Raw genomic sequence first — 24,878 nt, 5'->3', positions numbered from 1 at the left:
GCAACCAGCGGCCGCCAGGACAATGGGCCCATGTCTTCGATGCCAGAGCCCGCTCCAGCACCGCGCGCCGAGCTGCCAGGAGCTCCCGACCACGGCCTGGGCGTCGCTCTCAACGGAGACGGCGCGGACTTCGCTGTCCACGCCCCGCATGCCACTGCCGTGGACCTGTGCCTGCTGACCCTGGGTGCCGACGGCGCCGTGGTGGAGGAGACCCGGATCGGGATGCACGGGCCCTTGCGGGGTCTGTGGAGCGCGCACGTCCCCGGCGTCGGCGTCGGTCAGCGCTACGGCTACCGCGCCCACGGCCACTGGAAGCCGCACGAGGGCCTGCTCTACAACCCCCGCAAGCTGCTGCTGGACCCCTACGCCCGGGCCCTGGACGGCCACGTGGACCTGGGGCCGGCCGTCTACGCCCACGAGGTCACCGACGACCTGGTCCCTGCGGCCGAGCCGTGGCTGCCCTCGCACCTGGACTCGGCCGGCAGCACCGCCGTCGGCGTGGTCACCGGCGACACCTTCCCGGTGGTTCCGGGCCCGCGCGTGCCCCGCGAGCGCAGCGTCATCTACGAGGCCCATGTCAAGGGTCTGACCTACCAGCTGCCGGGCGTGCCCGAGGATCTGCGCGGCACCTACGCGGGGCTGGCCCACTCGGTGACGGTCGAGCATCTCAAGGGCCTGGGGATCACCACAATCGAGCTGCTGCCGATCCACGCCTCAGTGAGCGAGCCCTTCCTGACCAAGCGGGGCCTGACCAACTACTGGGGCTACTCCACCCTGAGCTACTTCGCACCCGAGCCCTCCTACGCCACAGCCGCGGCGCGTGCGGCCGGCCCGCAGGCGGTCCTGGACGAGGTGCGCGGCATGGTCTCCATGCTCCACGAGGCCGGCCTGGAGGTCGTGCTCGACGTCGTCTACAACCACACCTGTGAGGGCGGTGTCGACGGCCCCTCCTTGAGCCTGCGCGGCCTGGACAACCTGGACTACTACCTGCACGCCCCCTACCTGCCGGCGCAGTACATGGATGTCACCGGCACCGGCAACACGGTGGACTTCCGGGCCACGGGTGCGATCCGCCTGGTTCTGGACTCGCTGCGCTACTGGGTCACTGAGGTCGGGGTAGACGGCTTCCGCTTCGACCTGGCCACCACCCTGGGGCGCCACGCCGCGGAGTTCTCGCCGCGTCACCCGCTGCTCACGGCCATCGCCACGGATCCGGTCCTCAGCACCGTCAAGCTCATCAGCGAGCCCTGGGACGTGGGACCCGGCGGCTGGCGCACCGGCCAGTTCCCCGAGCCCTTCCAGGACTGGAACGACCACTTCCGCGACACCACGCGCTCCTTCTGGCTACATGACGCCTCGGAGATCTCCAAGGGCCGTCTGGGCTCGGACCTGCGCGACCTGGCCACGCGCCTGTCGGGCAGCGCGGACCTGTTCAGCCACGGGGAGTTCCCCGGCGGCCGCGGCCCGCTGGGCTCGGTCAACTTCGTGGCAGCGCACGACGGCTTCACCCTGCGCGACCTGGTGGTCTACGACCACAAGCACAATCTGGCCAACAAGGAGGACAACCGCGACGGCAACTCCAACAACCGCTCCTGGAACCACGGTTTCGAGGGGGACGTCGTCGAGGGCATCAACGGCGGGCCGATCGAGGTGCTGCGCCGCCGGTCGATGCGCAACCTGCTGGCCACCGTCCTGTTGAGCGCCGGGACCCCCATGCTGGTGGCCGGCGACGAGATGGGACGCACCCAGCAGGGCAACAACAACTGCTACTGCCAGGACTCCGTGCTCTCCTGGGTGGACTGGAACCTGGAGGTCTGGCAGCGAGATCTGGTCGCCACGACGCGCTTCCTCATCCACCTGCGCCACACCCACCCGGTGGCACGTCCCTCGCGCTTCGCCACCGGACAGGTCCTGGACGGTGACACGATCGCGGACCTGGCCTGGTATCGGGCGGATGCCGCACCGATGGACGGGGACTCCTGGCACGACCCGCACACTCGCGTGGTCCAGATGCTGCGCTCGGGCCGCCTCTGGAACGACGACGACATGCTCGTGGTCATCAACGGCGCCCTGGATCAGGTCGACGTCGTCCTGCCCGAGGGGCGCGGGACCGACTGGCACCTGGCCTGGGACTCGACCTGGGCGGTCCCCCAACCTCATACCGCGCCCTTCTCCCAGGCACGGCGCGTAAGCCGAAGCCCCCAGGACACTCCGGCCGACGTCATCATCGAGACCGACGACGCCGGCGAGGTCAAGGACGTCAAGACCGTGGCCAACGGCTCCGAGGTTCATGCCGCCGAGAGTCTCACGGACTGCCACCAGGACCGGCCGGGCGACACGACGATGCTGGAGGCGCTGTCCCTGCGGGTCTACTTCTCCGGCGAACCGCTGGAGACCCTGAGCCCGGGCGCCGAGGCGCACTGAGCCGGCACCACTGCGCCCACAGGACGGGCCACCGTCGGCCTGCCGCCGCAGCGCACCCCCTAGGATGGGGCCATGACTCAGACCCCCACCGCGGCCGAGGAGGCCCTGGCCAACGCCACCAATGACGCCTCCCTGGCCCGATCCATCGCCCGCTCCGCCGAGATCGAGGCCGATATCGCCGTCAACCCCGGCCGCTACCGGATGTTCACCGGGGTCCGCCCCACCGGGAACATGCACCTGGGCCACTACTTCGGCACCATGCACTCCTGGAAGACGATCCAGGACGCGGGCGTGGAGACCTGGATCCTCGTGGCCGACTACCAGGTCATCACCGACCGCGACGGCGTGGGCCCCATTCGCGAGCGGGTCCTGTCCCTGGTCACCGATGCCCTGGCGGTGGGCGTGGACCCGCAGCGCTCGACGATCTTCGCCCACTCGGCGGTCCCCGCCCAGAATCAGCTGATGCTGCCCTTCCTTTCCCTGGTCACCGAGTCCGAGCTGCACCGCAACCCCACGGTGAAGTCGGAGCTGGAGGCCACCGACGGGCGGGCCATGAGCGGACTGATGCTCACCTACCCGGTCCACCAGGCCACCGACATCCTCTTCTGCCAGGCCAACCTCGTGCCCGTCGGCAAGGACCAGCTCCCCCACCTGGAGCAGGCCCGACTCATCGCCCAGCGCTTCGACAAGCGCTACGGGCGGGCGGTCAAGGACCACCCGGTCTTCCGCCGCCCCGAGGCGCTGCTCAGTCAGGCCCCGATGCTGCTGGGCCTGGACGGGGAGAAGATGAGCAAGTCGCGGCACAACACGATCGAGCTGCGCATGAGCGCCGATGAGACCGCCAAGGCCCTCAAGAAGGCCAAGACGGACTCCGAGCGCGTCATCACCTACGACCCGGCCAACCGGCCCGAGGTCTCCAACCTGTTGATGCTGGCCTCCCTGTGCGGGGCGGGCGCTCCCGAGGAGATCGCCGAGCGCATCGGTGACGGCGGAGCGGGCACGCTCAAGAAGGTCACCACGGAGGCCGTCAACGAGTTCTTCTCCCCCATTCGGGCCCGTCGCGCCGAGCTGGCGGCCAACGAGGACTACCTCCTGGAGGTCCTGGGGCAGGGCAACGCCCGGGCCAACGAGGTCGCCAACCGGACGCTCGACGACGTCCGCACCGCCATGCAGATGAACTACTGACGGCTTGTCGGCCGCAGAGCCGACCTGTCCAGCCACCCGGTCGGCCCGGTTCGCGACGCGCGTACCGGGCCGATCCGCGTCCTGCGGGCCGACATGTGACTCAGATCGTTTCTCACCGTAGTCTTGGCCCTGTGACTCCGAACACGACGCCGAAGGCCGGCAAGAAGCAGTCCACCCGTCCCTCCAAGTCCTCTGCCGCTCCCACCGACGCACCCGCTCAGGGCACCGGGACGCAGACCGCGCCGTCGGGGTCGTCCGCGGCCTGCGCGGCACCGCAGCCGGCCCCGTTCTCGTTGATCGGCCGGATCCCGGTCACCGAGGTCTTCCCCGTCGTTGAGGACGGGCGCTGGCCGGCCAAGGCCGTCGTCGGCGAGGTCATTCCGATCCGCGCCACCGTCTTCCGCGAGGGGCACGACCGCTTCGGCGCCACCGCGGTCCTGGTGCGTCCTGACGGCAGCGACGGCCCCAGCGCCCGCATGCACGACATCGCCCCGGGACTGGACCGCTATGAGGCCTCCGTGGCGCCCGACGCCCCCGGGGACTGGCACTTCCGCGTCGAGGGCTGGTCGGACCCGTACGCCACCTGGAGCCACGACGCCGGCATCAAGGTGCCCGCCGGCATCGACGTCGAGCTCATGCTGGAGGAGGGCGCCCGCGTCTTGGACCGGGCAGCGGCCCTTGAGGGGCGCGATGAGGAGGGAGTCAAGGCCCTCAACGACGCCGTATGGATCATGCGCGACCCCTCCAACCCCGTGGCCGACCGCCTGGCCGCGGGCCTGTCGGACTCGGTCCAGGCCGCCCTGGAACGCCTGCCGCTGCGCGACCACGTCTCGCCCTCCGCCGAGTACCCCCTCCAGGTGGACCGCGAGCGCGCCCTGACCGGCTCCTGGTATGAGATCTTCCCGCGCTCGCTGGGCTCGGGAGCCGGCGAGGACGGCACCTGGCACTCGGGGACACTGCGCAGCGCGACCGAGCGGCTGGACCGCATCGCGGCCATGGGCTTCGACGTCCTCTACCTCACGCCCATCTCCCCCATCGGCCTGACCAACCGCAAGGGCCGCAACAACACCCTGACGGCGCGTCCCGGCGACCCCGGCTCCCCTTACGGCATCGGCTCCCCCGACGGCGGCCACGACGCCATCCACCCCGACCTGGGCACCTTCGAGGACTTCGACGCCCTGGTGGCGCGCTCGCGCGAGCTGGGCATGGAGGTGGCCCTGGACCTGGCGCTCCAGTGCTCCCCGGACCACCCGTGGGTGGCCGAGCACCCCGAGTGGTTCACGGTCCTGGCCGACGGCTCAATCGCCTACGCCGAGAACCCGCCCAAGAAGTACCAGGACATCTACCCGCTCAACTTCGACAACGACCCCGAGGGCATCTACCAGGCGATCCTGGAGGTCGTGCGCACCTGGATCGCGCACGGGGTGACGATCTTCCGGGTGGACAACCCCCACACCAAGCCCCTGCCATTCTGGCAGCGGCTCATCGCCGAGATCCACGCCGAGTCCCCCGAGGTGCTGTTCCTGGCCGAGGCCTTCACCCGCCCCGCCATGATGCGCACCCTGGGCATGATCGGCTTCCACCAGTCCTACACCTACTTCGCCTGGCGCAACACCAAGGACGAGCTCATCGAGTACATGATGGAGCTCAGCAAGGACACCGCCCACCTGCTGCGCCCGGCCTTCTGGCCCACGACGCACGACATCCTCACCCCCTTCATGACCAACGGGAAGGTGCCGGCCTTCAAGCTGCGCGCCGTCCTGGCGGCCACGCTCAGCCCGACCTGGGGCATCTACTCGGGCTACGAGCTGGCCGAGTCCACACCGCGCCCGGGCTATGAGGAGCAGATCGACAACGAGAAGTACGAGTACAAGCCGCGTGACTTCGCCGCCGCTCGCCGCAACGGCATCGAGGACCTGCTCACGCGCCTCAACGCCGCCCGCACCGCCCACCCGGCACTGCGCCAGCTGCGGGACATCTACTTCCACCCCACGAGCGATGACCAGATCCTCGCCTACTCCAAGCGGGTGGACGCCTTCCACAGCCCCACGGGCAAGGACGACGTCGTCCTGACGGTGGTCAACCTCGACCCTCACGGAGCGAGGGCCGGCGAGGTCTACCTCAACCTGGAGGCCCTGGGCCTGCCGGGCTGGGTGGACGCCTCGCACCCGGTGGTGCGGGTGACCGACGCGCTCACCGGAGACTCCTACGAGTGGTCGGGGCAGAACTATGTGCGCCTCGACCCCTTCGCCGGGCAGGTCGCCCACGTCTTCTCCGTGGAGCCGCTGTGAGCACCGATCCGATGAGTACTGCCCAGGTGCCCCCCGGCAGCGAGACTCCAACCGCAGCGCCGGGTGGAGCCTTCGGCCAGCCCGCGGCGGGCGTGCCCGTCACGGCGCCCGTGGCGGCCCAGATGTCGGCGATCCCCACCCCCGGCAGCGGGATCCCCATGCCGCTGGCGGTGGCCCCACCGATCCCCGGGGTGCCGGCCCTGCCGGCCCAGGCCCGCCCCGGCCTGAGCGCGGACCCCGAGTGGTTCCGCACGGCGGTCTTCTACGAGGCGCTGCTGCGCTCCTTCGCCGACTCCGATGGCGACGGCATCGGAGACCTGCGCGGGCTCATCTCCCGCCTGGACTACCTGGCGTGGCTGGGCGTGGACTGCGTGTGGATCCCACCCTTCTACCCCTCGCCCGTGCGCGACGGCGGCTACGACATCTCCGACTACACGGCCATCGACCCGCGCTACGGGACGATGGAGGACTTCCGCGAGCTGGTCCACCAGGCCCATCAGCGCGGAATCCGCATCATCATCGACATGGTCGTCAACCACACCTCGGACGCCCACCCCTGGTTCCAGGCCTCCCGCTCGGACCCGGAGGGCCCTTACGGGGACTTCTACGTGTGGGCCGACGACGACTCCGGTTACGACGACGCCCGCATCATCTTCGTGGACACCGAGGAGTCCAACTGGGCCTACGACGTCGAGCGCGGCCAGTTCTACTGGCACCGCTTCTTCTCCCACCAGCCCGACCTCAACTATCGCAACCCGGCGGTCATCGAGGCCATCCACGACGTCATCCGCTTCTGGGCGCGCACCGGGGTGGACGGTTTCCGCCTCGACGCCATCCCCTATCTGACCGAGTCGGAGGGCACCAACTGCGAGAATCTGGCCGGCACCCACGAGATCATCGCCGGGATCCGTCAGATGCTCGACCGGGAGTTCCCCGGCACCATCACGCTGGCCGAGGCCAACCAGTGGCCCGAGGACGTCGTGGAGTACTTCGGCACCGAGGAGGCCCCCGAGTGCACCATGTGCTTCCACTTCCCGGTCATGCCGCGCATCTTCTACGCGCTGCGGCAGGGCTCGGCCGAGGCCATCCGCTGGGTGCTGGAGAAGACCCCTGATATTCCCGCCCACGGGCAGTGGGGAACCTTCCTGCGCAATCACGACGAGCTGACCCTGGAGATGGTCACCGACGCCGAGCGCGACCAGATGTACGCCTGGTACGCCCCCGAGGAGCGCATGCGCGCCAACATCGGGATCCGACGCCGCCTGGCCCCACTCCTGGACGCCTCCCGCGCCGAGGTGGAGCTGGCCTACGCCCTGCTCCTGTCGCTGCCGGGCAGCCCCTGCCTCTACTACGGCGACGAGATCGGCATGGGCGAGAACATCTGGCTGGAGGACCGCGACGCCGTGCGCACCCCCATGCAGTGGGACGACTCCCCCAACATGGGCTTCTCCTCCGTGGTGGATCCCGGCGCCCTGACGCTTCCACTCATCCAGGCCCCCGGCTACGCGCACCTGACGGTGGCCACAGAGATGGCCCGACCCGACTCGCTGCTGCACTTCACCCGGCGGATCCTGCACCTGCGCCGCGCCCATCCCGTCCTGGGACGCGGGAGCTTCCTCCTGCGCTCCACCAGCGACGACGCCATCCTGGCGCACACGCGCTGCGACGAGTCGTCAATGGAGGGAGCGGAGACCCTCCTGTGCGTCGCCAACCTCTCGGCCACCCCCCGGTCGGTGACGATCGAGGTTCCCGAGCTGGCGGGCAGGGGCACCACGGACCTGTTCGGCGGCTGCGCCTTCCCGCCCGTTGACGAGCGCGGCCGCCTCACCCTGACGCTGGGAGCGCGCGGATACTACTGGCTGTCCGTTGACCGGACTGAGCCCGACAACGCCCCCCAGGGCGACCACGACAACCACCCGACAGAGGAAGTCTGATGCCCAACGAACCGATCTCCGCCGCACCGCAGCCCACCACCGTACCGGCACACTCCCTGCGCAGCGCCCAAGCCCCATCGACCTGGCCCACCAATGCCGAGATCCTCGCTGCGCTGGAACCGTGGATGCTCCAACGGCGCTGGTTCCCCCTCAAGGGGGACGCCGCACCGCCCCCGGGCTCCCTGCGCGTGATCGCAACCTGGGAGCCGGAGGAGGGGGTGCGAGACCTCGTCATCGCCGCCCTACGGGGCAACCAGGCCGAGACCGGTCACCGCGACGGCATGGTGCTGCTGCACGTACCGGTGGTCCTGGAGGCCGCCGAGGCGCTCGACTCCTTCGCCACCCCCGGTGAAGCACCCGGCAACCACGGCCTGCTGGTGACCACCGGCTCTCAGGGGTCACCCACGCAGGTGGCGCTCGTCGACGGCGCCCATCACCCGGCCTTCTGGCGGGCCTGGGCCCTGAGCACGCTGAAGGCGGGCACCGTCCTGAGCGAGGCCGGAGCCCTGGCCATCGCCCAGCGGGCGCCGAGGCTGCGGGTGACCACCGGGGAGCAGTCCAACACCTCCGTCATCCTGCCGGCCCCTTCCGACCCCGCCGAGGCTCTTGGGGAGCAGGACGCCGCCACCGGTGACCTCATCGTCAAGCTCCTGCGGGTCCTGGAGCACGGGCGCAATCCCGACGTGGAGCTGTCGGTGGCCCTGGCCCGCAGCGGCTGGGACCGGGTGCCCACGCCGGTGGCCTGGTCCACCATGACCTGGACGCGCATGGGCGGCTGCGGCCAGCCCGCCCTGGAGGAGTCCACCGACTCGGCCGTCGCCTGCAGCTTCGTCCCCCGCGCCGACGACGGCTTCGAGCTGTTCTGCTCACTGGCCTCCACCGACGACGTCGACGGACCGGTGCGGGCCCGCGCCGTGGAGCTGGCCCGGGATCTGGGACGCACGACCGCGCAGATGCACCACCACCTGGCCGCCTCCCTGGGCACGAGCCGACCACCAACGCCGACCGAGCTCGCTGCCTCCCTGCGCAAGCGCGCCCGGTGGGCGCTGGAGGAGGTGCCCGAGCTCTCCGGCCACATCCGAGCCCTGGAGCTCAAGGTGGAGCAGGCCTTGGCACGTCTCGAGGAGCTCCCCGCCCTGGAGCCGGCCACCCGCATCCACGGCGACTACCACCTGGGGCAGGTGCTTCACGAGATCGGCGGCCAGCAGCGCTGGTACGTCCTGGACTTCGAGGGCGAGCCCCTGCGCCCCCTGGCCCAGCGCTCCGACCCCGACCTGCCGGCCCGGGACGTAGCCGGCATGCTGCGCTCCTTCGACTACGCCGCCGCCGTGGGCAAGGCACCCCACCCCGACTGGCTCCCCGCCGTGCGCTCCGCCTTCGAGGAGGGCTACCGCCTGGGACGCCAGGAGACCAGCTCGCTCACCCCGTCGCCAGCGGCATCCGGCGACCAGGAGCAGGCCGAGGCCTCTTACCAGACGGTCCTGACCTGCCTGGAGCTGGACAAGGCCCTCTACGAGGCCGTCTACGAGGCCCGTAACCGTCCCGACTGGCTGGGCATCCCCCTGGCGGGGATCGAGTCGGTCCTGTCCGAGCACGCGGAGGGCTGAGCACACGACGATCCTCCATTCCCCTTATCCCCATCGGTCCGACGTCCAAAAGCACCCGTTAATCACCAACGCATGGAAGAGTTGCTGTATGAGCGCCAACACACCTGAGAAGGACCTCGCCCCTGTCCCTGTCGACCCCTGGATTCTGGCTGACGTCGCCTACGCGCGCTACCACGACCCGCACGAGGTCCTGGGCGCCCACGTCGGCGAGAACGGAGTCACCATCCGCACCGTCCGTCACCTGGCCGACGACGTCGTCGTCGTCACCAAGGACGGCACCCACCCGGCCACCCATGAGCAGGACGGTGTGTGGGTGGCGGTCCTGCCCGGCCAGGAGATCCCCGACTACCGCATCAAGGTCACCTACGGCGACGAGACCACCACCGTCGACGACCCCTACCGCTACATGCCCACTCTGGGTGAGATGGACACCTACCTCATCTCCGAGGGCCGCCATGAGGAGCTGTGGGAGGTCCTGGGCGCCCACGTCAAGCGCTACGACGGCCCCATGGGTGAGGTCGAGGGAACCGCCTTCGCCGTGTGGGCCCCCAACGCCCGCGCGGTGCGCGTCGTCGGCGACTTCAACTACTGGGACGGCACCGCCACCGCCATGCGCTCCCTGGGCTCATCGGGAGTGTGGGAGCTGTTCGTGCCCGGCGTCGGGGTCGGTGCGCGATACAAGTTCGAGCTCTGCTTCGCCGACGGCTCCTGGCACCAGAAGGCCGACCCAATGGCCCGCGCCACCGAGGTCCCCCCGGCCACCGCCTCGGTGGTCACCGACCAGTTCCACCAGTGGGAGGACCAGGAGTGGATGGCCAAGCGCGCCACCACCGACCCCCACAGCGGGCCGATGAGCATCTACGAGGTCCACGTCGGCTCGTGGCGCCAGGGACTGGGCTTCCGCGGCCTGGCTAAGGAGCTGGTCCCCTACGTCAAGGAGGCCGGCTTCACCCACGTGGAGTTCCTGCCGGTGGCCGAGCACCCCTTCGGCGGCTCCTGGGGCTACCAGGTCACCAGCTACTACGCGCCCACCTCGCGCTTCGGCACCCCGGACGACTTCCGCTACCTGGTGGACCAGCTCCACCAGGCCGGCATCGGCGTCATTCTGGACTGGGTGCCGGCCCACTTCCCCAAGGACGAGTGGGCCCTGGCCCGCTTCGACGGCACCCCCCTGTACGAGGACCCCGACCCGCAGCGCGGCGAGCACCCCGACTGGGGCACCTACGTGTTCAACTTCGGACGCAACGAGGTGCGCAACTTCCTGGTCGCCAATGCCCTGTACTGGCTCCAGGAGTTCCACGCCGACGGTCTGCGCGTCGACGCCGTGGCCTCCATGCTCTACCTGGACTACTCGCGCCAGGACGGCCAGTGGCATCCCAACCAGTTCGGCGGCCGCGAGAACCTGGAGGCCATCAGCTTCCTGCAGGAGGCCACCGCCACCGCCTACCGCAAGAACCCCGGAATCATCATGGCCGCCGAGGAGTCCACGGCGTGGCCGGGCGTCACCGCCCCCACCGAGTACGGCGGCCTGGGCTTCGGACTGAAGTGGAACATGGGGTGGATGAACGACACCCTGCGCTACCTGGCGGAGGACCCCGTCAACCGCCGCTACCACCACGGTGAGCTGACCTTCTCCCTCGTCTACGCCTTCTCCGAGCAGTTCATCCTGCCGCTGAGCCACGATGAGGTCGTCCACGGCAAGGGCTCCCTGCTGTCCAAGATGCCCGGCGACCCCTGGCAGGAGCTGGCGGGTCTGCGCGCCCTGTACGCCTACCAGTGGTCCCACCCCGGCAAGCAGCTGCTGTTCATGGGCCAGGAGTTCGGTCAGGGAACCGAGTGGAACGCCGATACCTCCCTGGACTGGTGGATCCTGGACGATCCCGGCCACCAGGGGCTGCTCGCCCTGGTCAGCGACCTCAACCGCCTCTACCTGAGTTCGCCGGCCCTGTGGTCGGAGGACTTCTCCCACCGCGGATTCGAGTGGATCGAGGCCGGCGACGGCGACCACAACGTCCTGTCTTACCTGCGCAAGGGGACCGACGCCGACGGGCGGGCCGACCTGATGGTCTGCATCATCAACTTCGCCGGCACCCCGCATGAGGGCTACCGGGTGGGCCTGCCCTTCGCCAGGGACTGGGAGGAGGTCCTCAACACCGACTCCGAGGACTACGGCGGCTCCGGTGTGGGCAACCTGGGCCGGGTCGAGGCCGAGGACCTGCCCTGGAACGGGCGCCCTGCCTCGGTGCGCCTGCGGGTCCCCCCGATGGGAGCGGTCTTCCTGCGTCCGGCTCAGGACTGACCCGGGCTGATACCACGCGCCGCGGTGGGGTGAGGGGCATGGACCTCTCGCCCCACCGCGGCCTGTTGCTCGCCATGTCATCAGAACTGTGAACTCGGCCCACCACTATCGCCTATAAGCGGGTAGTCTGGGCCCTGTCTCGCACAGGCGCGCGGCCTCCGGTGCCATGTTCCCTTGCGCGCTCCGGTCGGCCCGGCCCCGTCGATGTACGATGTTTCAGTCCGCTGCAAAACTCTTGCAGTCGGCGACCACGATGCCTGACAAGGGAAGAAGAATGACACACAAGCTGGTCACGAGCGCCCCCGCGCAGGTGCGCGCCGTATCCGGTCGACCCGAGACCGCAGCCACCCTCATGGAGGTCTGGCAGGGCCTGTCCGCCGCCGTCGTCGACACCATCGCGGACGACTGGTACGCCACCGAGCAGAAGTACAGCGCCGGGCGCCAGGAGCACTACTTCTCCGCCGAGTTCCTCATGGGTCGCGCCCTGCTCAACAACCTCTCCAACCTGGGGATGATCGATGAGGCGCGCGAGGCCGTCGGCTCCTTCGGCGTCAGCCTCAGCGACGTCCTGGAGCAGGAGCCCGACGCCGCCCTGGGCAACGGTGGTCTGGGCCGCCTGGCCGCCTGCTTCCTCGACTCCTGCGCCACCCTCGACCTGCCGGTCAACGGCTTCGGCATCCTCTACCGCTACGGGCTGTTCAAGCAGCTCTTCGAGGACGGCTTCCAGACCGAGCACCCCGACCCCTGGATGGAGGAGGGCTACCCCTTCGTCATCCGCCACGAGGAGGCCCAGCGCCTGGTGCACTACCAGGACATGACTGTGCGCGCCATCCCCTACGACATGCCCATCACCGGCTACGGCACCAAGAACGTGGGGACCCTGCGCCTGTGGAAGGCCGAGCCACTCGAGGAGTTCGACTACGACGCCTTCAACTCCCAGCGCTTCACCGAGGCGATCGTCGAGCGCGAGCGCACCTCGGACATCTCCCGTGTCCTCTACCCCAACGACACCACCTACGAGGGCAAGGTCCTGCGGGTGCGCCAGCAGTACTTCTTCTGCTCCGCCTCCCTGCAGCAGATCGTTGAGAACTACGTCAACCACCACGGTGAGGACCTGACCGGCTTCGCCGACTACAACGCCATCCAGCTCAACGACACCCACCCGGTGCTCGCCATCCCCGAGCTGATGCGCATCCTCCTGGACGAGCACCACCTGGGCTGGGAGGAGGCCTGGGAGGTGGTCACCAAGACCTTCGCCTACACCAACCACACGGTGCTGGCCGAGGCCCTGGAGACCTGGGAGATCTCCATCTTCGACCGCCTCTTCCCGCGCATCACCGAGATTGTTCGCGAGATCGACCGCCGCTTCCGCATGGAGATGGCCGAGCGCGGCCTGGAGCAGGGCACCATCGACTACATGGCCCCCATTTCCGGGGACAAGGTGCGCATGGCCTGGATCGCCTGCTACGCCTCCTACTCCATCAACGGCGTCGCCGCGCTGCACACAGAGATCATCAAGCGCGAAACCCTGGGCGAATGGCACGCCATCTGGCCCGAGCGCTTCAACAACAAGACCAACGGCGTCACCCCGCGCCGCTGGCTGCGCCAGTGCAACCCGCGCCTGTCGGCGCTCCTGGACGAGGTCACCGGCTCGGACACCTGGGTCAAGGACCTCTCCGTTCTGGCCGAGCACACCGACTCCGTGGACGAGTCCGTCTACGACCGCCTCGCGGAGATCAAGCACGCCAACAAGGTGGACTTCGCCGCCTGGATCGCCCAGCGCGAGGGGATCGAGATCGACCCGGAGGCCATCTTCGACGTCCAGATCAAGCGTCTCCACGAGTACAAGCGCCAGCTGCTCAACGCCATCTACATCCTGGACCTCTACTTCCGCATGAAGCAGGACCCGAGCCTGCAGGTCCCCAAGCGGGTCTTCATCTTCGGCGCCAAGGCCGCTCCCGGATACATCCGGGCCAAGGCCATCATCAAGCTCATCAACGCCATCGCCGACCTGGTCAACAACGACCCCGTGGTCTCCGAGACCATCAAGGTCGTCTTCGTCCACAACTACAACGTCTCCCCGGCCGAGCACATCATCCCGGCCGCCGACGTCTCTGAGCAGATCTCGATGGCCGGCAAGGAGGCCTCAGGGACCTCCAACATGAAGTTCATGATGAACGGAGCCCTGACCCTGGGCACCCTCGACGGCGCCAACGTGGAGATCCTGGAGGCGGTCGGTGACGACAACGCCTACATCTTCGGCGCCACGGAGGACGAGCTGCCCGCCCTGCGTGAGAGCTACGACCCCGTGTGGCACTACGAGAACGTCCCCGGTCTCAAGCGCGTCCTGGACGCCTTCACCGACGGCACCCTGGACGACAACGGCTCGGGCTGGTTCGCCGACCTGCGCCGCAGCCTGCTCGAGGCCTCCTACGAGCCGGCCGACGTCTACTACGTCCTGGGCGACTTCGCCTCCTACCGCGAGACCAAGGACGCCATGGCGGCCGACTACGCCGACACCCGCGCCTGGCAGCGCAAGGCCTGGGTGAACATCACCCGCTCGGGCCGCTTCTCCTCCGACCGCACCATCAGCGACTACGCCCGCGAGGTCTGGAAGATCGACCCCGAGCCCATCGCCTGATCGTCACGGCATGAGCAAGCGCCCCTCACCACAACCGGTGAGGGGCGCTCGTGCATGCACTGGGTGAGCCGAGAACGCCCGGCAGGGCTGTTCGTCGTGGCTCAGTAGAGCATGGTGGCCAGTCGGCGGCGGGCCTGGGCGACCTCCGGGGAAGTGGAGCCGATGACCTCGAAGAGCTCGAGCAGCCGCAGCCGGGCCTCCTCCCGCTCCTCCCCCGCGTGGGTGCGCACGGCCTCCAGGGCGCGTCCGAGGGCCGCATTGACATCCCCCAGGGCCAGGGCGGCATCGGCACCGGCCAGGGCCGCGGCCAGATCCGTGGGCGCGGCGTCGGCGGCTGTGAGGAGCTCGTGGGGGTCCTGGCCGTCCAGCCGGGCCATGAGGCGCACCTGGTTGCGGGCCACCTTGAGGTCGTCGTCGCCCGGGTTCTGGGCGATGGCGTGGGTGTAGACCTCCTCAGCGGCGGCGAAGTCGCCGGCCTCGATGGCCTCGCGGGCGGCCCGCTCGACCTCGGTCTCCTCGGGCTCGGCCTCAGCAGTGCCGGCACCAGCTGCGCCGTCGACGGCGATGGTGCCGTTGACACCGTTGGCGGCGGCCACCTCCAGCAGCTGGTCGATGACGGAGTGCAGCTGCTCCTGGGGCACCGCCCCCTGGAACATCGGCACCGGCTGGCCCGCGATGAGGGCCACCACAGTGGGGACGGCCTGAGCCTGGAGGGCCTGAGCGACCTCCGGGGCCGTATCCACGTTGACGCGCGCCACCTGGAAGCGGCCGGCGTACTGATCGGCGAGCTGCTCCAGGACGGTGGCGAGGTCGGCACTGGCCTGGCTGCGCGGGCTGTGCAGGACGACGATGACAGGGACCTGGGTGGAGACCTCGGCGACGTCGCGCAGGTTGGAGGCGTCGACGTCAACGACGAGCGGCACCGGCAGACCGGAACCGGCAGCTCCGGTGGGGCGGTCCCCGGTAGTGGGGCTCGCCCCGCTGGTAGAGCCGGTCGGCTTGGTGGCGGGGGCGAGACTGGATAGGTCGACGGCGCCGAACATGCTCATGGCAGCTCTGCCTTCCTCGGGCCGCAGCCCGTTTGCTTCGTTGGTCTGGGTCTTCAGTGTCCTGGCACGCCGGCGCGGTTGGCGGGCCTCACGCTGCTCACAGGCCCGGGCGCGCCGGCGGCCCGGCTCCGAGCGGTCACGGAGCCGGGCCGGGGGCAGTGACGTTCAGGACGGCTTGGCCGAGGCCGATGCCGTGGGGGCCGGCGTCTTGGAGTCGTCCCGGTCCACCTTCATCAGCGCCGTCTCGGCTCCCAGAACGGTCACCTTCCCGCCGCTTCCCTCCTTGGGGATGGAGAAGGCGACCATGGAGTCGTAGGTGGCGGTGACGGTGCCGACGATCTTCTGGTTGCCACCCATGTGGGCGGCAATGTCACCCTGCAGGGTGAGGTCGGAGCCGTCGACGGTGCGTTTGTAGACCACCGTGTAGGTCAGGGTGGTGAAGACCAGCGCCCCGCCGTCCCCCTCCTCCAGCTGGAGGCCCTGGAACCCGTCCTGACCGGGGACCGCCGTGACGGTGACCTCACCCAAGTTGCTCAGGTCGGTCTTTCGGGCGTCCTGGACCTTCTGACGCAGGTTGTCGTCAGGGAATGCCTTGCCGTTCTCGCCGTCAGGATGGTTGAGCGCATCGACGTAGGCGTCGAGAGCCGCCTTGGGGGTGACGACCAGCCCGGTGGAATCGGCCGTCACCTGCTTGGCGTGCTGGGCCGACTGCTTGGTCAGCACGGGAATGCTCGCCTGCGCGGCGAACCCCTGCACCCAGGCCCACACCTTGAACTGGTCCCGGGCCGAGCCCTGCTCCAGGGAGATGATCGAGACGCTCTTGTCGCTCTCCGAGGCGACGGCTGCGTTACGGGGGAAGCCGACGGTCTGCCCCACTCCCCCGCCCTGGATCTTGGTGTTCATGGTGTGGATGACGGAGCCGTTTCCGCTGGCGGAGGCGGTGGCGTACTCGGCAGCGCGGATCCGCGCTGCCGGACCGGACATGACCTCTTTGAGCTTGTCCGCGTTCTTCTCCTTGTCCGCCGCTGCCAGGCCGGTCTGGACGCGCTGGAGAATCTCTTCGAGCTGCTTGTCGTTGAGGACGGGTTCGGCGATCGGCGTACCGGAGGCCACGGTCTCAGCGGTCTTGGGCTGAGACCGCGAGCAGGCGGCCAGGCTCAGGGCGATGGCGGAGGCACTGCCTGCGCTCAGAAAGGCTCGACGGGTGGACATCATGCGCGCTCCTGGTTGTCGGGGTCCGCGGTGGGGTCTGGCTCACTGAGGGGCTCGGCGTCAACGGCCTGGATGACGGCGGGGTCGGCCTGGGGAGGCAGCTCGACGCCGTCGGAGTATGAGGGCCAGGACACGGTGGTCGACGTCGCAGAGGAGTCCCCGAAACCGCTCGGGGAGAAGGTGGGCCCGTGCGCCGGCTCGACCTCCTGCTCACTCCAGCTCAGCGAGGCGTCACTCACCTCCGGCTGGGCGAATCCGGTCGGCATCTGGAGACCGGGTTCCTGCGACGGTACCGAGGGTGCCGCGTCCTGGAACTCGGCGGTGTCAGTCTCAAAGGTCTGCTCATCGCTGCCACCCGCCACGTGGCTGGTGTGGTGCTCCGGAGGCGCGAAGCGGGAGTGGTCCGGGGCACCGGTGGACTGCTCGGCGACCTGGTCCACGCCCGCAGCCATGTGACCGCCACCGACACCAATACCGGCGGCGTCGCTGAGAGCCGCGGGGTTGAAGGAGGCCGACGAGTCGGAGACCTGAGCAGCATCCGAGGTGATGGCCAGCGCCTCACCGTCAAGGAGGTCTTCCGGCTCCCGAGCGGCCCGGTACTGCTGGGTGGCGGCCTCATCAAGTCCGGGGACGACCGACGCGCCTCGGGCGACGCCGGCAACCGTATGCTCGCCCTGCCCGCCGTGGCCCTCACCGTAGGCGACGTCGGCTCCATCACCGAACCCACTGCCGGAGCCGGCACTGAGCCCAACGGCGGGGCCGTAGTCGTAGCCGCCGGTGGGGAGGGTCTCAGGTGCCTGGGAGGCGGAGGACGTCTCGACGCCGTCGAGGTAGATGCGCCCAGTGCGCGGGTCGGTCCAGGGCTCACCCGAGGCCTCGGCGCGCTCCTTGTCCCGCAGCTCTCGGCGGGAGAGCCGTCGGTCGGGATCATCCACCTGGGGGATGCCCTCGGTGGAGACGGAGTCGGCATTGGCGATGCGGGCCGCCCGCTCGGCCGAACGGGTGCGCCGATCAACATTGGCGCGGCGCAGCTGGAGGTCGATGAAGAACAGGAAGGCCCCCACCAGGACGAAGAGGCTGCCCAGAACCAGTCCCCCGTAGAAGTACCAGGGCGTCTCCACCTGGCGCTTCCAGCTGATGGTCAGGCCCGGAGCCGAGGCCTTGCCGTCGGTCATGGCCATGACCACGATCTGCTCATCGAGGTTCTTGTGGGGCAGCATGGCGCGGTCGGCATCCTTGCCGGTGTTGAAGGTGACAGACGAGCCGCCCGTCTTCTCCCCCAACCAGATGTCGGAGCCCGAGGCGGTCACGCCCGTGGCCTTGCGCGCCGAGCACTGAGAGCCGCCGGCCTGCGCGGAGGCGGAGGGCTGAGCGGAGGGCGCCGCGGAAGGAGCGGGAGCGGCGTTGGCCGACGGGCAGTACTGGGTCTCATCCCTGGAGGCCAGGCTTCCGGCGTCGGCGTCGATGCCGGTGATCACCGTGTAGGGCAGCGCCTTGTCGGCATCAGGGCTCATCCAGGCGTCGAGGTCGGCCGCCCTGGCCACGAAGAGGTGGACGTCCTTGCCGTCGGAGGAGCTCGCCGTCACGGTGACGTCGGACTCCGCACCACTGAGAACCCCGGGGGCCGTGATGACGTAGGGCTGAGAAGGACCGGAGGCCAGCTTCGCCTCGACCTTGGAGCCGGGTTTCCAGATGGTGGCCGAGCAAACGGCCAGGGCGACGAGGACCAGTCCGAGGACGGTCACCACCACGCTCAAGATACGTCGACTCACGACGCGGATCTCCTATGCTCGCGGACACGGTTGGACGACGGTCGGCTACGCGGAGCCGGGTGTCGCTGCGAGCGCTCACCGTGCGCCCGCCTGGGAACCAGAATCGCATGACGGACCCTGCGACCGCACCGACCTCGGCGGAAGATCACAACGAGACACGCGCTGAGCGAAGCGATATCTCCCGGAATCCCGCCAGCAGAAAGGGTCTCGCCGCCCCTCCGAGCAGCGCGGTGATCTCGATGCGGACACGGAGGAAGACGCGGAGAAACGCGCGCAGGAGATCGGTCGCACCTGAACCATCCACCAGCGCAACCATCCGACCCCCCTCCCACCCGGTCGAGAACCGAACCGCACACCACCAACCTGTGCGCATGGTCACACTTTTGTGGTGACCGTCCTCATCACACCCAATCGTTAGGCTTGCCCTGGTGGTGAGCGTCCCCAGCTCGCCAGGAGGAGGAACCCGACGTGGCTGAGGAATACAGCGAGTTTGCCATCACGATGCGCGGTTACGACCGCGCTCAGGTCGACCGGAAGCTGGAGCAGCTCTCGCGCCAGCTGGCCGACGCGCGTCGCGAGGTGGCCAGCCTCGACCAGCGCGCCATGACGTTGGCCGGCGAGCTGGCCGACGCCCAGCGCAGGCTGCGGGAATCCGACAAGCCGACCTACGCCGGCCTGGGCTCCAGGATCGAGCAGCTGCTGCGCAGCGCCGAGGAGCAGAGCGCCTCCGTCCTGTCCAAGGCCAATGCCGAGGCCGACGCCCTGCTGACCCGGACCCGGACCAACGCCAAGAACCTCTCCGAGCGCAGCGCCTCGGAGGCGGCGACCCTGCTCGCCGACGCCCGCCGAGAGGCCAGCGAGCTGCGCTCCCGCTCCCAGGGGGAGGCCTCGACTGCTCTGGCCAACGCCGAGGCCCGCGCCCAGGAGCTGGTCTCCTCCGCCTCTCGCAAGGCCGCCCAGATCTCCGCCGAGTCCGAGGCAGCCGTCACCGAGATGCGCGCCAGCGCCGAACGTGAGGCCGCACTGGTCCTGTCCCAGGCGCGCAAGCAGGCCGCCGAGATCGCCATCACCTCCGAGCGCGACGCCACCGCCAACCGGGAGGCCGCCGCGGCCGAGGCCGACGAGCTGCACAAGACCTCCACGGCGAAGGCCGAGGAAATCCTCTCCGCCGCCAAGCAGGAGGCCGAGCTGACCGTCGGCAAGGCCAAGCGCGAGGCCGAGGAAATCCTCACCTCGGCGCGCAACGAGTCTGAGACGCTGCGCCGCTCGGCCACCGACGAGGCGGCCGCGGCCCGCTCCGAGGCCACCGAGCTGCGCCAGCAGGCGACCCTGGAGATCGCCGCGGCGCACGAGCAGGCCGCCCAGGAGGACTCCGACGCCCACGAGGCCACGCGCGAGCGCATCCGGGAGATGCAGGAGCAGGCCCAGGTCCAGGCCCAGGAGGCCGAGGAGCGCCTGCAGGAGGCGCTGTCCCGGGCCGAGGAGGTCCGCGCCCGCACCGACGCCGAGGCCCGCAAGCGCCAGGAGGAGGCCGTCACCCAGGCCGAGGAGACTCTGGCACAGGCCCGTCTCGAGGCCGAGCAGATCATCAGCGACGCCCGCGCCGACGCCGACGTCACCGCCCAGGTAGCCGCCCGCCAGCTCCAGGAGCTCGAACGCCAGCGCGACTCGGTCGCCGCCTACCTCACCGAGATGCGCGGTGTCCTGGGAGGTGCACTGCCCCAGGCCCCCTCCTTCAGCGACCACGTCGCAGCCCTGCCTCAGGAACCGAGTCCGGCTCCGTCTGCGGAGCAGTCCTCCGCGCAGTCGGCAGAACCTGCGGCGTCCAGCAGTGCCAGCAGCGCGCGCTCGGCAGGCTCGAGCGGCGCCGCCTCCGCGCCGTCGGCCACCTCGGCGGCTCCCGCACCGGCCGCAAACAAGGCCGCTGCTGCCTCCTCCGCAGGCGGCCAGCAGACGGGAGCGCAGTCGTCGGCCCAGAAGAACGCTCAGAAGGGCGGCCCCGGCCGTATCGAGCACGTCCCGGCCCCCGGCAAGAGCTCGAACGGCTCCGGTAACTCCACCAACCGCAACCCCCGCCAGGGCAAAGGACGTCGCTGAGACACCGACGTGACTGCCGACGACGCCGCCCGGTTCGAGACCGAGTCGACCAGCACCCGTGGTTCTGGTGACCGCGACTGGGCGGCGTCGCGTCGTCGTGCGGCCACACAGCGGGCCCGCATGCTTCAGGAGCGCCAGGAGGCCGAGCACGCCCGGGCCGCCCGCATCGTGGGGCTCTTCCTCGAGGTCGCCCGCAAGGAGGGCCTCCAGGACGTTCCTCTGCGGGTGCGCGGCTACGCGGGCGGAAGCGCCCGCACCCCGCTGCGCGGCTGGTACCTGAGGGCCGATGAGACGGTCGGCATCGACACGCAGGGGCGCTACTACGTCCTGTCGATGCCGCTGAGCCTGGCACAGCGCCTGCGCGGGGTCAGGCCCGAGAGCCAGCCAGTGCCGATGACCATCGGTGAGGGCGGACGCGACGGCGATATCGTGCCGCTGCGCTTCGCGCTGGACCGCCTGCTGCCGGGCTGGGAGGAGCGCTCCCCCGAGCCGCTCGTATGACTTGACTCTCAGCCCTGCTGCTTCGCTCCGGCGTCGGGTTCTACCAGAGGCGGCGCTCCCAGCATGAGGTGTGCCAGTGACGGCGCTCCTCAAGGCCCCGGTCCGCCCCGAAGAGGGACTCGTTGCTCCAGGCCACCACGTGCGCGGTGCCGGCCGGGATGACGCGGTGGCAACCGGGACAGGTGTAGGGCTTGTCACCGCCGCGCAGGTGTCGCACGGTGAAGTCGGCGCCGCCGGGGCCGGTCTGGGTGCGTGGCACGGAGGCGAGACGGTCCATGCTCAAGGGGATGTGCCCCTGCCCGTAGGGGCGCTTGGATCTGCGACGTGCCATGGACCGATCACATCACATCCGGCTGCCGTCCCCAAGCCGAGGGCGGCAGCCGGATGTGAGAGCAGGCCGAGAGCAAACGAGGCGTAGGACGCGGGCGAGCGGCCCGGGCCGGTCTCAGCCCTTGACGGAGCCGGCCATGAGGCCGCCGACGAAGTACTTGCCCAGCAGGATGTAGACCGCCAGGGTCGGCACCGAGGCGATGAGCGCACCGGACATGGAGGCCCCGTAGTCGGCCAGGATCGAGCCGTGGGCCAGGTTGTTCAGCGCCAGCGTCACCGGCCCGGACTGCGCCCCACCGCCGAAGAACAGGGCGAACAGGAAGTCGTTCCAGGCGGAGGTGAACTGCCAGATGAGGACGACGACGAAACTGGGCACCGAGATCGGCAGGACCACCGAGACGTAGGTGCGCAGCATGCCGGCCCCGTCGACCCGGGCGGCCTCAATGAGCTCGTTGGGAATCGTCTCGTAGTAGTTGCGGAAGATGAGCGTCGTGATCGGGATGCCGTAGACGACGTGCATGAGGATCAGCGTGTGGATCCCGAAGCCCAGGTCGGCACTGGTCACCAGGCGCATGAGCGGGATCATGACCGCCTGGTAGGGGATGAACATGCCGAACAGGATGAGGGTGAAGACCACGTTGGCCCCGGGGAAACGCCACTTGGACAGGACGAAGCCGTTGGCGCTGCCCAGCATCGCGGAGATGATCGAGGAGGGGATGACCAGCGCCAGGGAGCGCAGCAAGCCGCCACTGAGCTGGTTCCAGGCGTTGGACCAGTTCTTGGTGACCCAGACCTCGGGCAGGTACCAGGTCCGCGAGGGGTCGGCGTCGGCGGATCCCTTGAAGGAGGTGACCAGCAGGACGTAGACCGGAATGAGGACGAGGACCACCGAGGTCAGCAGCAGGATGAAGCGGACGGTCTGGCCCCAGCCGGGGCGGCGCGGGCTGCGCATCGTGAGTGCCTGTGTCATCGCCGCTCACCTCCTGCCCTTGGCGTCGTGGATGAGGTAGGGGATGACGGCGACGGCGACCAGGACCAGCAGGATCGTGCCGACGGCGGCGGCGTTGGAGTAGTCGTTGTCGGTCATGAAGTTGAACATGTCGATGGCCGGGACCTTGGTGGAGTAGGTGCGCTGGTCCGTGATCGACATGATGAGGTCGAAGGACTTTAGGGACATGTGCCCGATGATGATGACGGCGCTCAGGGCGATCGGGGTCAGCTGGGGGAAGATGATCGACTTGTAGAGCTGCCACTCGCTGGCGCCGTCGACCCGGGCGGCCTCACGCAGGTCGTCGGGAATGCCACGGAAGCCGGCCAGGAAGAGCGCCATGACGTATCCGGCCAGCTGCCACACGGCCGGCAGCGCGATGGCCAGAATCCCCCAGGTGGTGTTCTGGGTCCACGAGTTCTCCAGGAACCGCAGGCCGGTCATCTCGAACAGGCGGTTGAGCCCCGAGGCGCTCTCGCCCTGCGCGGAGTTCAGCAGCCACCGCCACACCACACCCGAGGCCACGAAGGACACGGCCATGGGGAACAGGAAGATGGAGCGGAAGATCCCTCCCCCTTGATGGGGCGGTCCAGGAGCCAGGCCCACAGGAAGCCGACCACGAGGGTGCCGGCCAGGAAGGTGACGGTGAACAGGATGAGGTTGATGAAGGAGTGGCGGAAGTCCGGGTTACCGAACAGGGCCGTGAAGTTGCTCAGCCCGACGACGGTGGTTCCCCTGCGTCCGGAGACCTGGCCGGCGGTGTGCATGTCCAGCAGGGAGGTGTTGATGTTGATCCCGATCATCCCGTAGACGAAGACGCCGACGAGGATGATCGAGGGCGAGATGAGCAGGAGGCCGGGGCCCCACTGCCTCCAGCTCGCTCGACGGCGCCGCGCGGGGGCGCTCTTGGTGCTCACAAGGTTCTCCTGATGCGTAGGTGGCGGATTAGCTCCGCCTGTCGTGGTGATGAGCGCCGGCCGGTTGATCGGCGGGAGGTCGGTCCCGGGGACGGGAGCGGACCGGTGCGGACGCACGGCCGGCCCCGCCCCCGGGGAACCGGTCAGGAGGCGGCAGCGGCCTTGAGGTCGGCCTGCAGGGCGGTGACGTCGGAGGCGCCCTGGGCGAACTTGGTCAGGGCGTCGTTCATCGCGTTGGTGGCCTTGGCCGGCAGGGCCGCGCCGTGAGCGATGGAGGAGACGATCTTGTCCTTGGCGAAGGACTCCATGGCCGCGCGCTGGTACTCGGAGAACTTGCCCTTCTCCTCGTCGGTGAGGTCGGTTCGGGCCGGGATGGAGCCCTTGACCGTGTTGAAGGCGATCTGGCCGTCCTTGGAGGAGATGGTGTTGAGCCAGTTCTTGGCACCGCCGGGGTGCTTGGCGCCGTCAGGCAGGGTGAAGGAGTCGGCCAGGAAGTCGAAGACGCCGTCGGTGCCCGGGACCGGGAAGTAGACGTAGTCCTGGCCGGCCTTCTTGCCGGCGGCGTCGAAGCCGGCCACTGCCCAGTCGCCCATGACGTTGAAGGCGGCCTTGCCGTCCATGATGGGCTTCATGGCGGGCTCCCAGTCCTCGGTGTAAAGGGAGGAGTCGGTGAAGCCCACGATGGTCTTGTAGTGCCCCAGCGCCTTGGTGACCTCGGCGCCGCCCCAGTCGGTCTTGCCTGCGAAGAGCCCGTTGTAGGCGTCCACGCCCAGGTCGGCGATGAGAATGGTCTCGAGCAGCTCGAGCTGGGTCCAAGCCATGCCCATGGTGATGGGGGTCAGGCCGGCAGCCTTGACCTTCTCCATGTCGGCGATCCAGGCGTCGATGGTGGTGGCGGGCTTGGTCGGGTCGAGCCCAGCGGCCTTGAGCGCAGACACCGAGGCCCACACGACATTGGCCCGGTGGATGTTGGAGGGCACCGAGTAGATCTTGCCGTCGGAGTCCTTGAGGCGGTCCATGAGGGTGGCCGGGAATGCCTCGTTGAGCTTGAACTCCTCGTAGAGGTTGGAGACGTCCAGCAGGTAGCCGGCCTCGATGTGGTCCTTGATCTCGGCGCCGGCGTGGGCCTGGTAGGTGTCCGGCGGGTTCTTGGCGGCCAGGTCCGCAGAAAGCTTCTGCTTGGCCTGGCTGCCGGCGCCGCCGGAGACGGCCTTGTTCTCGAACTTCGTCTTGGGGAACTGCTGGTTGAAGACCTTGACCAGGGCATCCAGACCGAGCTTCTCCGAGCCGGCCGACCACCAGGTGACGACGTCGACCTGGCTGGCGTCCCCTTCACCTGCGGCTCCACCGGACTTCGAGCCGGAGCTGCCGGAGGTGGCACAGGCGGCCAGGGTGGCGGCGACTGCAGTGGTTCCCAACCCTGCCAGCACGGCGCGGCGGGAGAGATAGTGGGTGGGACGCATGGGACTGCTCCTTAGAAACGACGGTGTCTCATGACCACGGCACCGTTGCCGCGGGCGGCGAGGCCAGATGTTGTCTAGTCATCTGAACTCCCCAGGAGAGTAGACCTAAACTGAGCGAAACTCAAACATACATTGCGCAAACAATCATTGTACCGGTCGTGAATGACC

Annotated in this window: 15 protein-coding genes and 1 pseudogene; 9 read left to right on the top strand and 7 right to left on the bottom strand. The window is 69.2% G+C overall.

The features are described 5' to 3' along the window. Positions 1-30: 30 nt before the first annotated feature. The 7 genes from glgX (at position 31) to AXE84_RS08555 (ending at position 14,381) form a co-directional block, all read left to right on the top strand. Positions 31-2,424 carry a glycogen debranching protein GlgX gene (gene glgX, locus AXE84_RS08585; RefSeq protein ID WP_060957582.1) on the top strand — a complete coding sequence of 798 codons (2,394 nt, stop codon included), beginning with the start codon at positions 31-33 and terminating at the stop codon, positions 2,422-2,424. A gap of 72 nt (positions 2,425-2,496) precedes the next feature. Beyond that, a complete protein-coding gene (gene trpS / locus AXE84_RS08580) occupies positions 2,497-3,609 on the top strand; it encodes a tryptophan--tRNA ligase (RefSeq protein WP_010613454.1) in 1,113 nt (370 codons plus the stop codon). 131 nt (positions 3,610-3,740) lie between these two features. Continuing rightward, positions 3,741-5,900: an alpha-1,4-glucan--maltose-1-phosphate maltosyltransferase gene (locus tag AXE84_RS08575; RefSeq protein ID WP_269465408.1), complete on the top strand. Its 2,160-nt coding sequence runs from the start codon at positions 3,741-3,743 to the stop codon at positions 5,898-5,900. A gap of 11 nt (positions 5,901-5,911) precedes the next feature. After that, positions 5,912-7,834: a maltose alpha-D-glucosyltransferase gene (gene treS, locus AXE84_RS08570; protein WP_060958219.1), complete on the top strand. Its 1,923-nt coding sequence runs from the start codon at positions 5,912-5,914 to the stop codon at positions 7,832-7,834. Then, positions 7,834-9,441, top strand: a complete 1,608-nt coding sequence (locus tag AXE84_RS08565; RefSeq protein WP_060957580.1) for a phosphotransferase — start codon at positions 7,834-7,836, stop codon at positions 9,439-9,441. Before treS ends, AXE84_RS08565 begins: the two co-directional genes overlap by 1 nt. 88 nt (positions 9,442-9,529) lie before the next feature. Next, the gene (gene glgB, locus AXE84_RS08560; protein WP_060957579.1) at positions 9,530-11,740 is read left to right on the top strand and encodes a 1,4-alpha-glucan branching protein GlgB; all 2,211 of its coding nucleotides are present in this window, start codon (positions 9,530-9,532) and stop codon (positions 11,738-11,740) included. A 274-nt stretch (positions 11,741-12,014) separates the two neighbouring features. Beyond that, on the top strand, positions 12,015-14,381 hold the full coding sequence (locus AXE84_RS08555) for a glycogen/starch/alpha-glucan phosphorylase (protein ID WP_060957578.1): 2,367 nt from the start codon (positions 12,015-12,017) through the stop codon (positions 14,379-14,381). 101 nt (positions 14,382-14,482) lie between these two features. Here the strand turns inward: AXE84_RS08555 and AXE84_RS08550 are convergent, their stop codons facing one another. From AXE84_RS08550 to AXE84_RS08540, 3 genes are all read right to left on the bottom strand, one after another. Further along, entirely contained in the window at positions 14,483-15,430 is a 948-nt protein-coding gene (locus AXE84_RS08550; protein WP_020991698.1) for a tetratricopeptide repeat protein, read from the bottom strand. 165 nt (positions 15,431-15,595) lie between these two features. Beyond that, positions 15,596-16,645 carry a hypothetical protein gene (locus tag AXE84_RS08545; protein WP_060957577.1) on the bottom strand — a complete coding sequence of 350 codons (1,050 nt, stop codon included), beginning with the start codon at positions 16,643-16,645 and terminating at the stop codon, positions 15,596-15,598. Beyond that, the gene (locus AXE84_RS08540) at positions 16,642-18,414 is read right to left on the bottom strand and encodes a hypothetical protein (protein WP_060957576.1); all 1,773 of its coding nucleotides are present in this window, start codon (positions 18,412-18,414) and stop codon (positions 16,642-16,644) included. Before AXE84_RS08540 ends, AXE84_RS08545 begins: the two co-directional genes overlap by 4 nt. A gap of 468 nt (positions 18,415-18,882) precedes the next feature. On the opposite strand from AXE84_RS08540, the gene AXE84_RS08535 reads away from it, so the two are divergent. Both AXE84_RS08535 and AXE84_RS08530 read left to right on the top strand, forming a co-directional pair. Further along, on the top strand, positions 18,883-20,511 hold the full coding sequence (locus tag AXE84_RS08535) for a DivIVA domain-containing protein (RefSeq protein ID WP_060957575.1): 1,629 nt from the start codon (positions 18,883-18,885) through the stop codon (positions 20,509-20,511). 9 nt (positions 20,512-20,520) lie between these two features. Then, the gene (locus AXE84_RS08530) at positions 20,521-21,012 is read left to right on the top strand and encodes a hypothetical protein (RefSeq protein ID WP_010613441.1); all 492 of its coding nucleotides are present in this window, start codon (positions 20,521-20,523) and stop codon (positions 21,010-21,012) included. A gap of 40 nt (positions 21,013-21,052) precedes the next feature. Here the strand turns inward: AXE84_RS08530 and AXE84_RS08525 are convergent, their stop codons facing one another. The 4 genes and pseudogenes from AXE84_RS08525 to AXE84_RS08510 all read right to left on the bottom strand — a co-directional run bounded on the left by AXE84_RS08525 (position 21,053) and on the right by AXE84_RS08510 (position 24,710). Beyond that, positions 21,053-21,343, bottom strand: coding sequence for a hypothetical protein (locus AXE84_RS08525; RefSeq protein ID WP_003786752.1), 291 nt, complete (start codon positions 21,341-21,343; stop codon positions 21,053-21,055). Between the two features lie 114 nt (positions 21,344-21,457). Then, positions 21,458-22,312 (bottom strand): carbohydrate ABC transporter permease, encoded by an 855-nt coding sequence (locus AXE84_RS08520; protein ID WP_060957574.1) that lies wholly within the window; start codon positions 22,310-22,312, stop codon positions 21,458-21,460. Between the two features lie 6 nt (positions 22,313-22,318). Then, positions 22,319-23,247 (bottom strand): annotated as a pseudogene (locus AXE84_RS08515) (carbohydrate ABC transporter permease). Positions 23,248-23,390: 143 nt separating this feature from the next. Beyond that, positions 23,391-24,710: an ABC transporter substrate-binding protein gene (locus AXE84_RS08510; RefSeq protein ID WP_010613438.1), complete on the bottom strand. Its 1,320-nt coding sequence runs from the start codon at positions 24,708-24,710 to the stop codon at positions 23,391-23,393. Positions 24,711-24,878 lie beyond the last annotated feature (168 nt).

This window comes from Actinomyces oris, assembly GCF_001553935.1.
GTDB lineage: Bacteria > Actinomycetota > Actinomycetes > Actinomycetales > Actinomycetaceae > Actinomyces > Actinomyces oris_A.
This window is presented reverse-complemented; position numbering and strand designations above follow the sequence as displayed.

Coding starts and splice junctions, on each gene's coding strand:
- treS (WP_060958219.1), top strand. CDS start 5,912: ATGAGTACTGCCCAGGTGCCCCCCGGCAGCGAGACTCCAACCGCAGCG.
- AXE84_RS08555 (WP_060957578.1), top strand. CDS start 12,015: ATGACACACAAGCTGGTCACGAGCGCCCCCGCGCAGGTGCGCGCCGTA.
- trpS (WP_010613454.1), top strand. CDS start 2,497: ATGACTCAGACCCCCACCGCGGCCGAGGAGGCCCTGGCCAACGCCACC.
- AXE84_RS08510 (WP_010613438.1), bottom strand. CDS start 24,710: ATGCGTCCCACCCACTATCTCTCCCGCCGCGCCGTGCTGGCAGGGTTG.
- glgX (WP_060957582.1), top strand. CDS start 31: ATGTCTTCGATGCCAGAGCCCGCTCCAGCACCGCGCGCCGAGCTGCCA.
- AXE84_RS08550 (WP_020991698.1), bottom strand. CDS start 15,430: ATGAGCATGTTCGGCGCCGTCGACCTATCCAGTCTCGCCCCCGCCACC.
- AXE84_RS08520 (WP_060957574.1), bottom strand. CDS start 22,312: ATGACACAGGCACTCACGATGCGCAGCCCGCGCCGCCCCGGCTGGGGC.
- AXE84_RS08525 (WP_003786752.1), bottom strand. CDS start 21,343: ATGGCACGTCGCAGATCCAAGCGCCCCTACGGGCAGGGGCACATCCCC.
- glgB (WP_060957579.1), top strand. CDS start 9,530: ATGAGCGCCAACACACCTGAGAAGGACCTCGCCCCTGTCCCTGTCGAC.
- AXE84_RS08565 (WP_060957580.1), top strand. CDS start 7,834: ATGCCCAACGAACCGATCTCCGCCGCACCGCAGCCCACCACCGTACCG.
- AXE84_RS08545 (WP_060957577.1), bottom strand. CDS start 16,645: ATGATGTCCACCCGTCGAGCCTTTCTGAGCGCAGGCAGTGCCTCCGCC.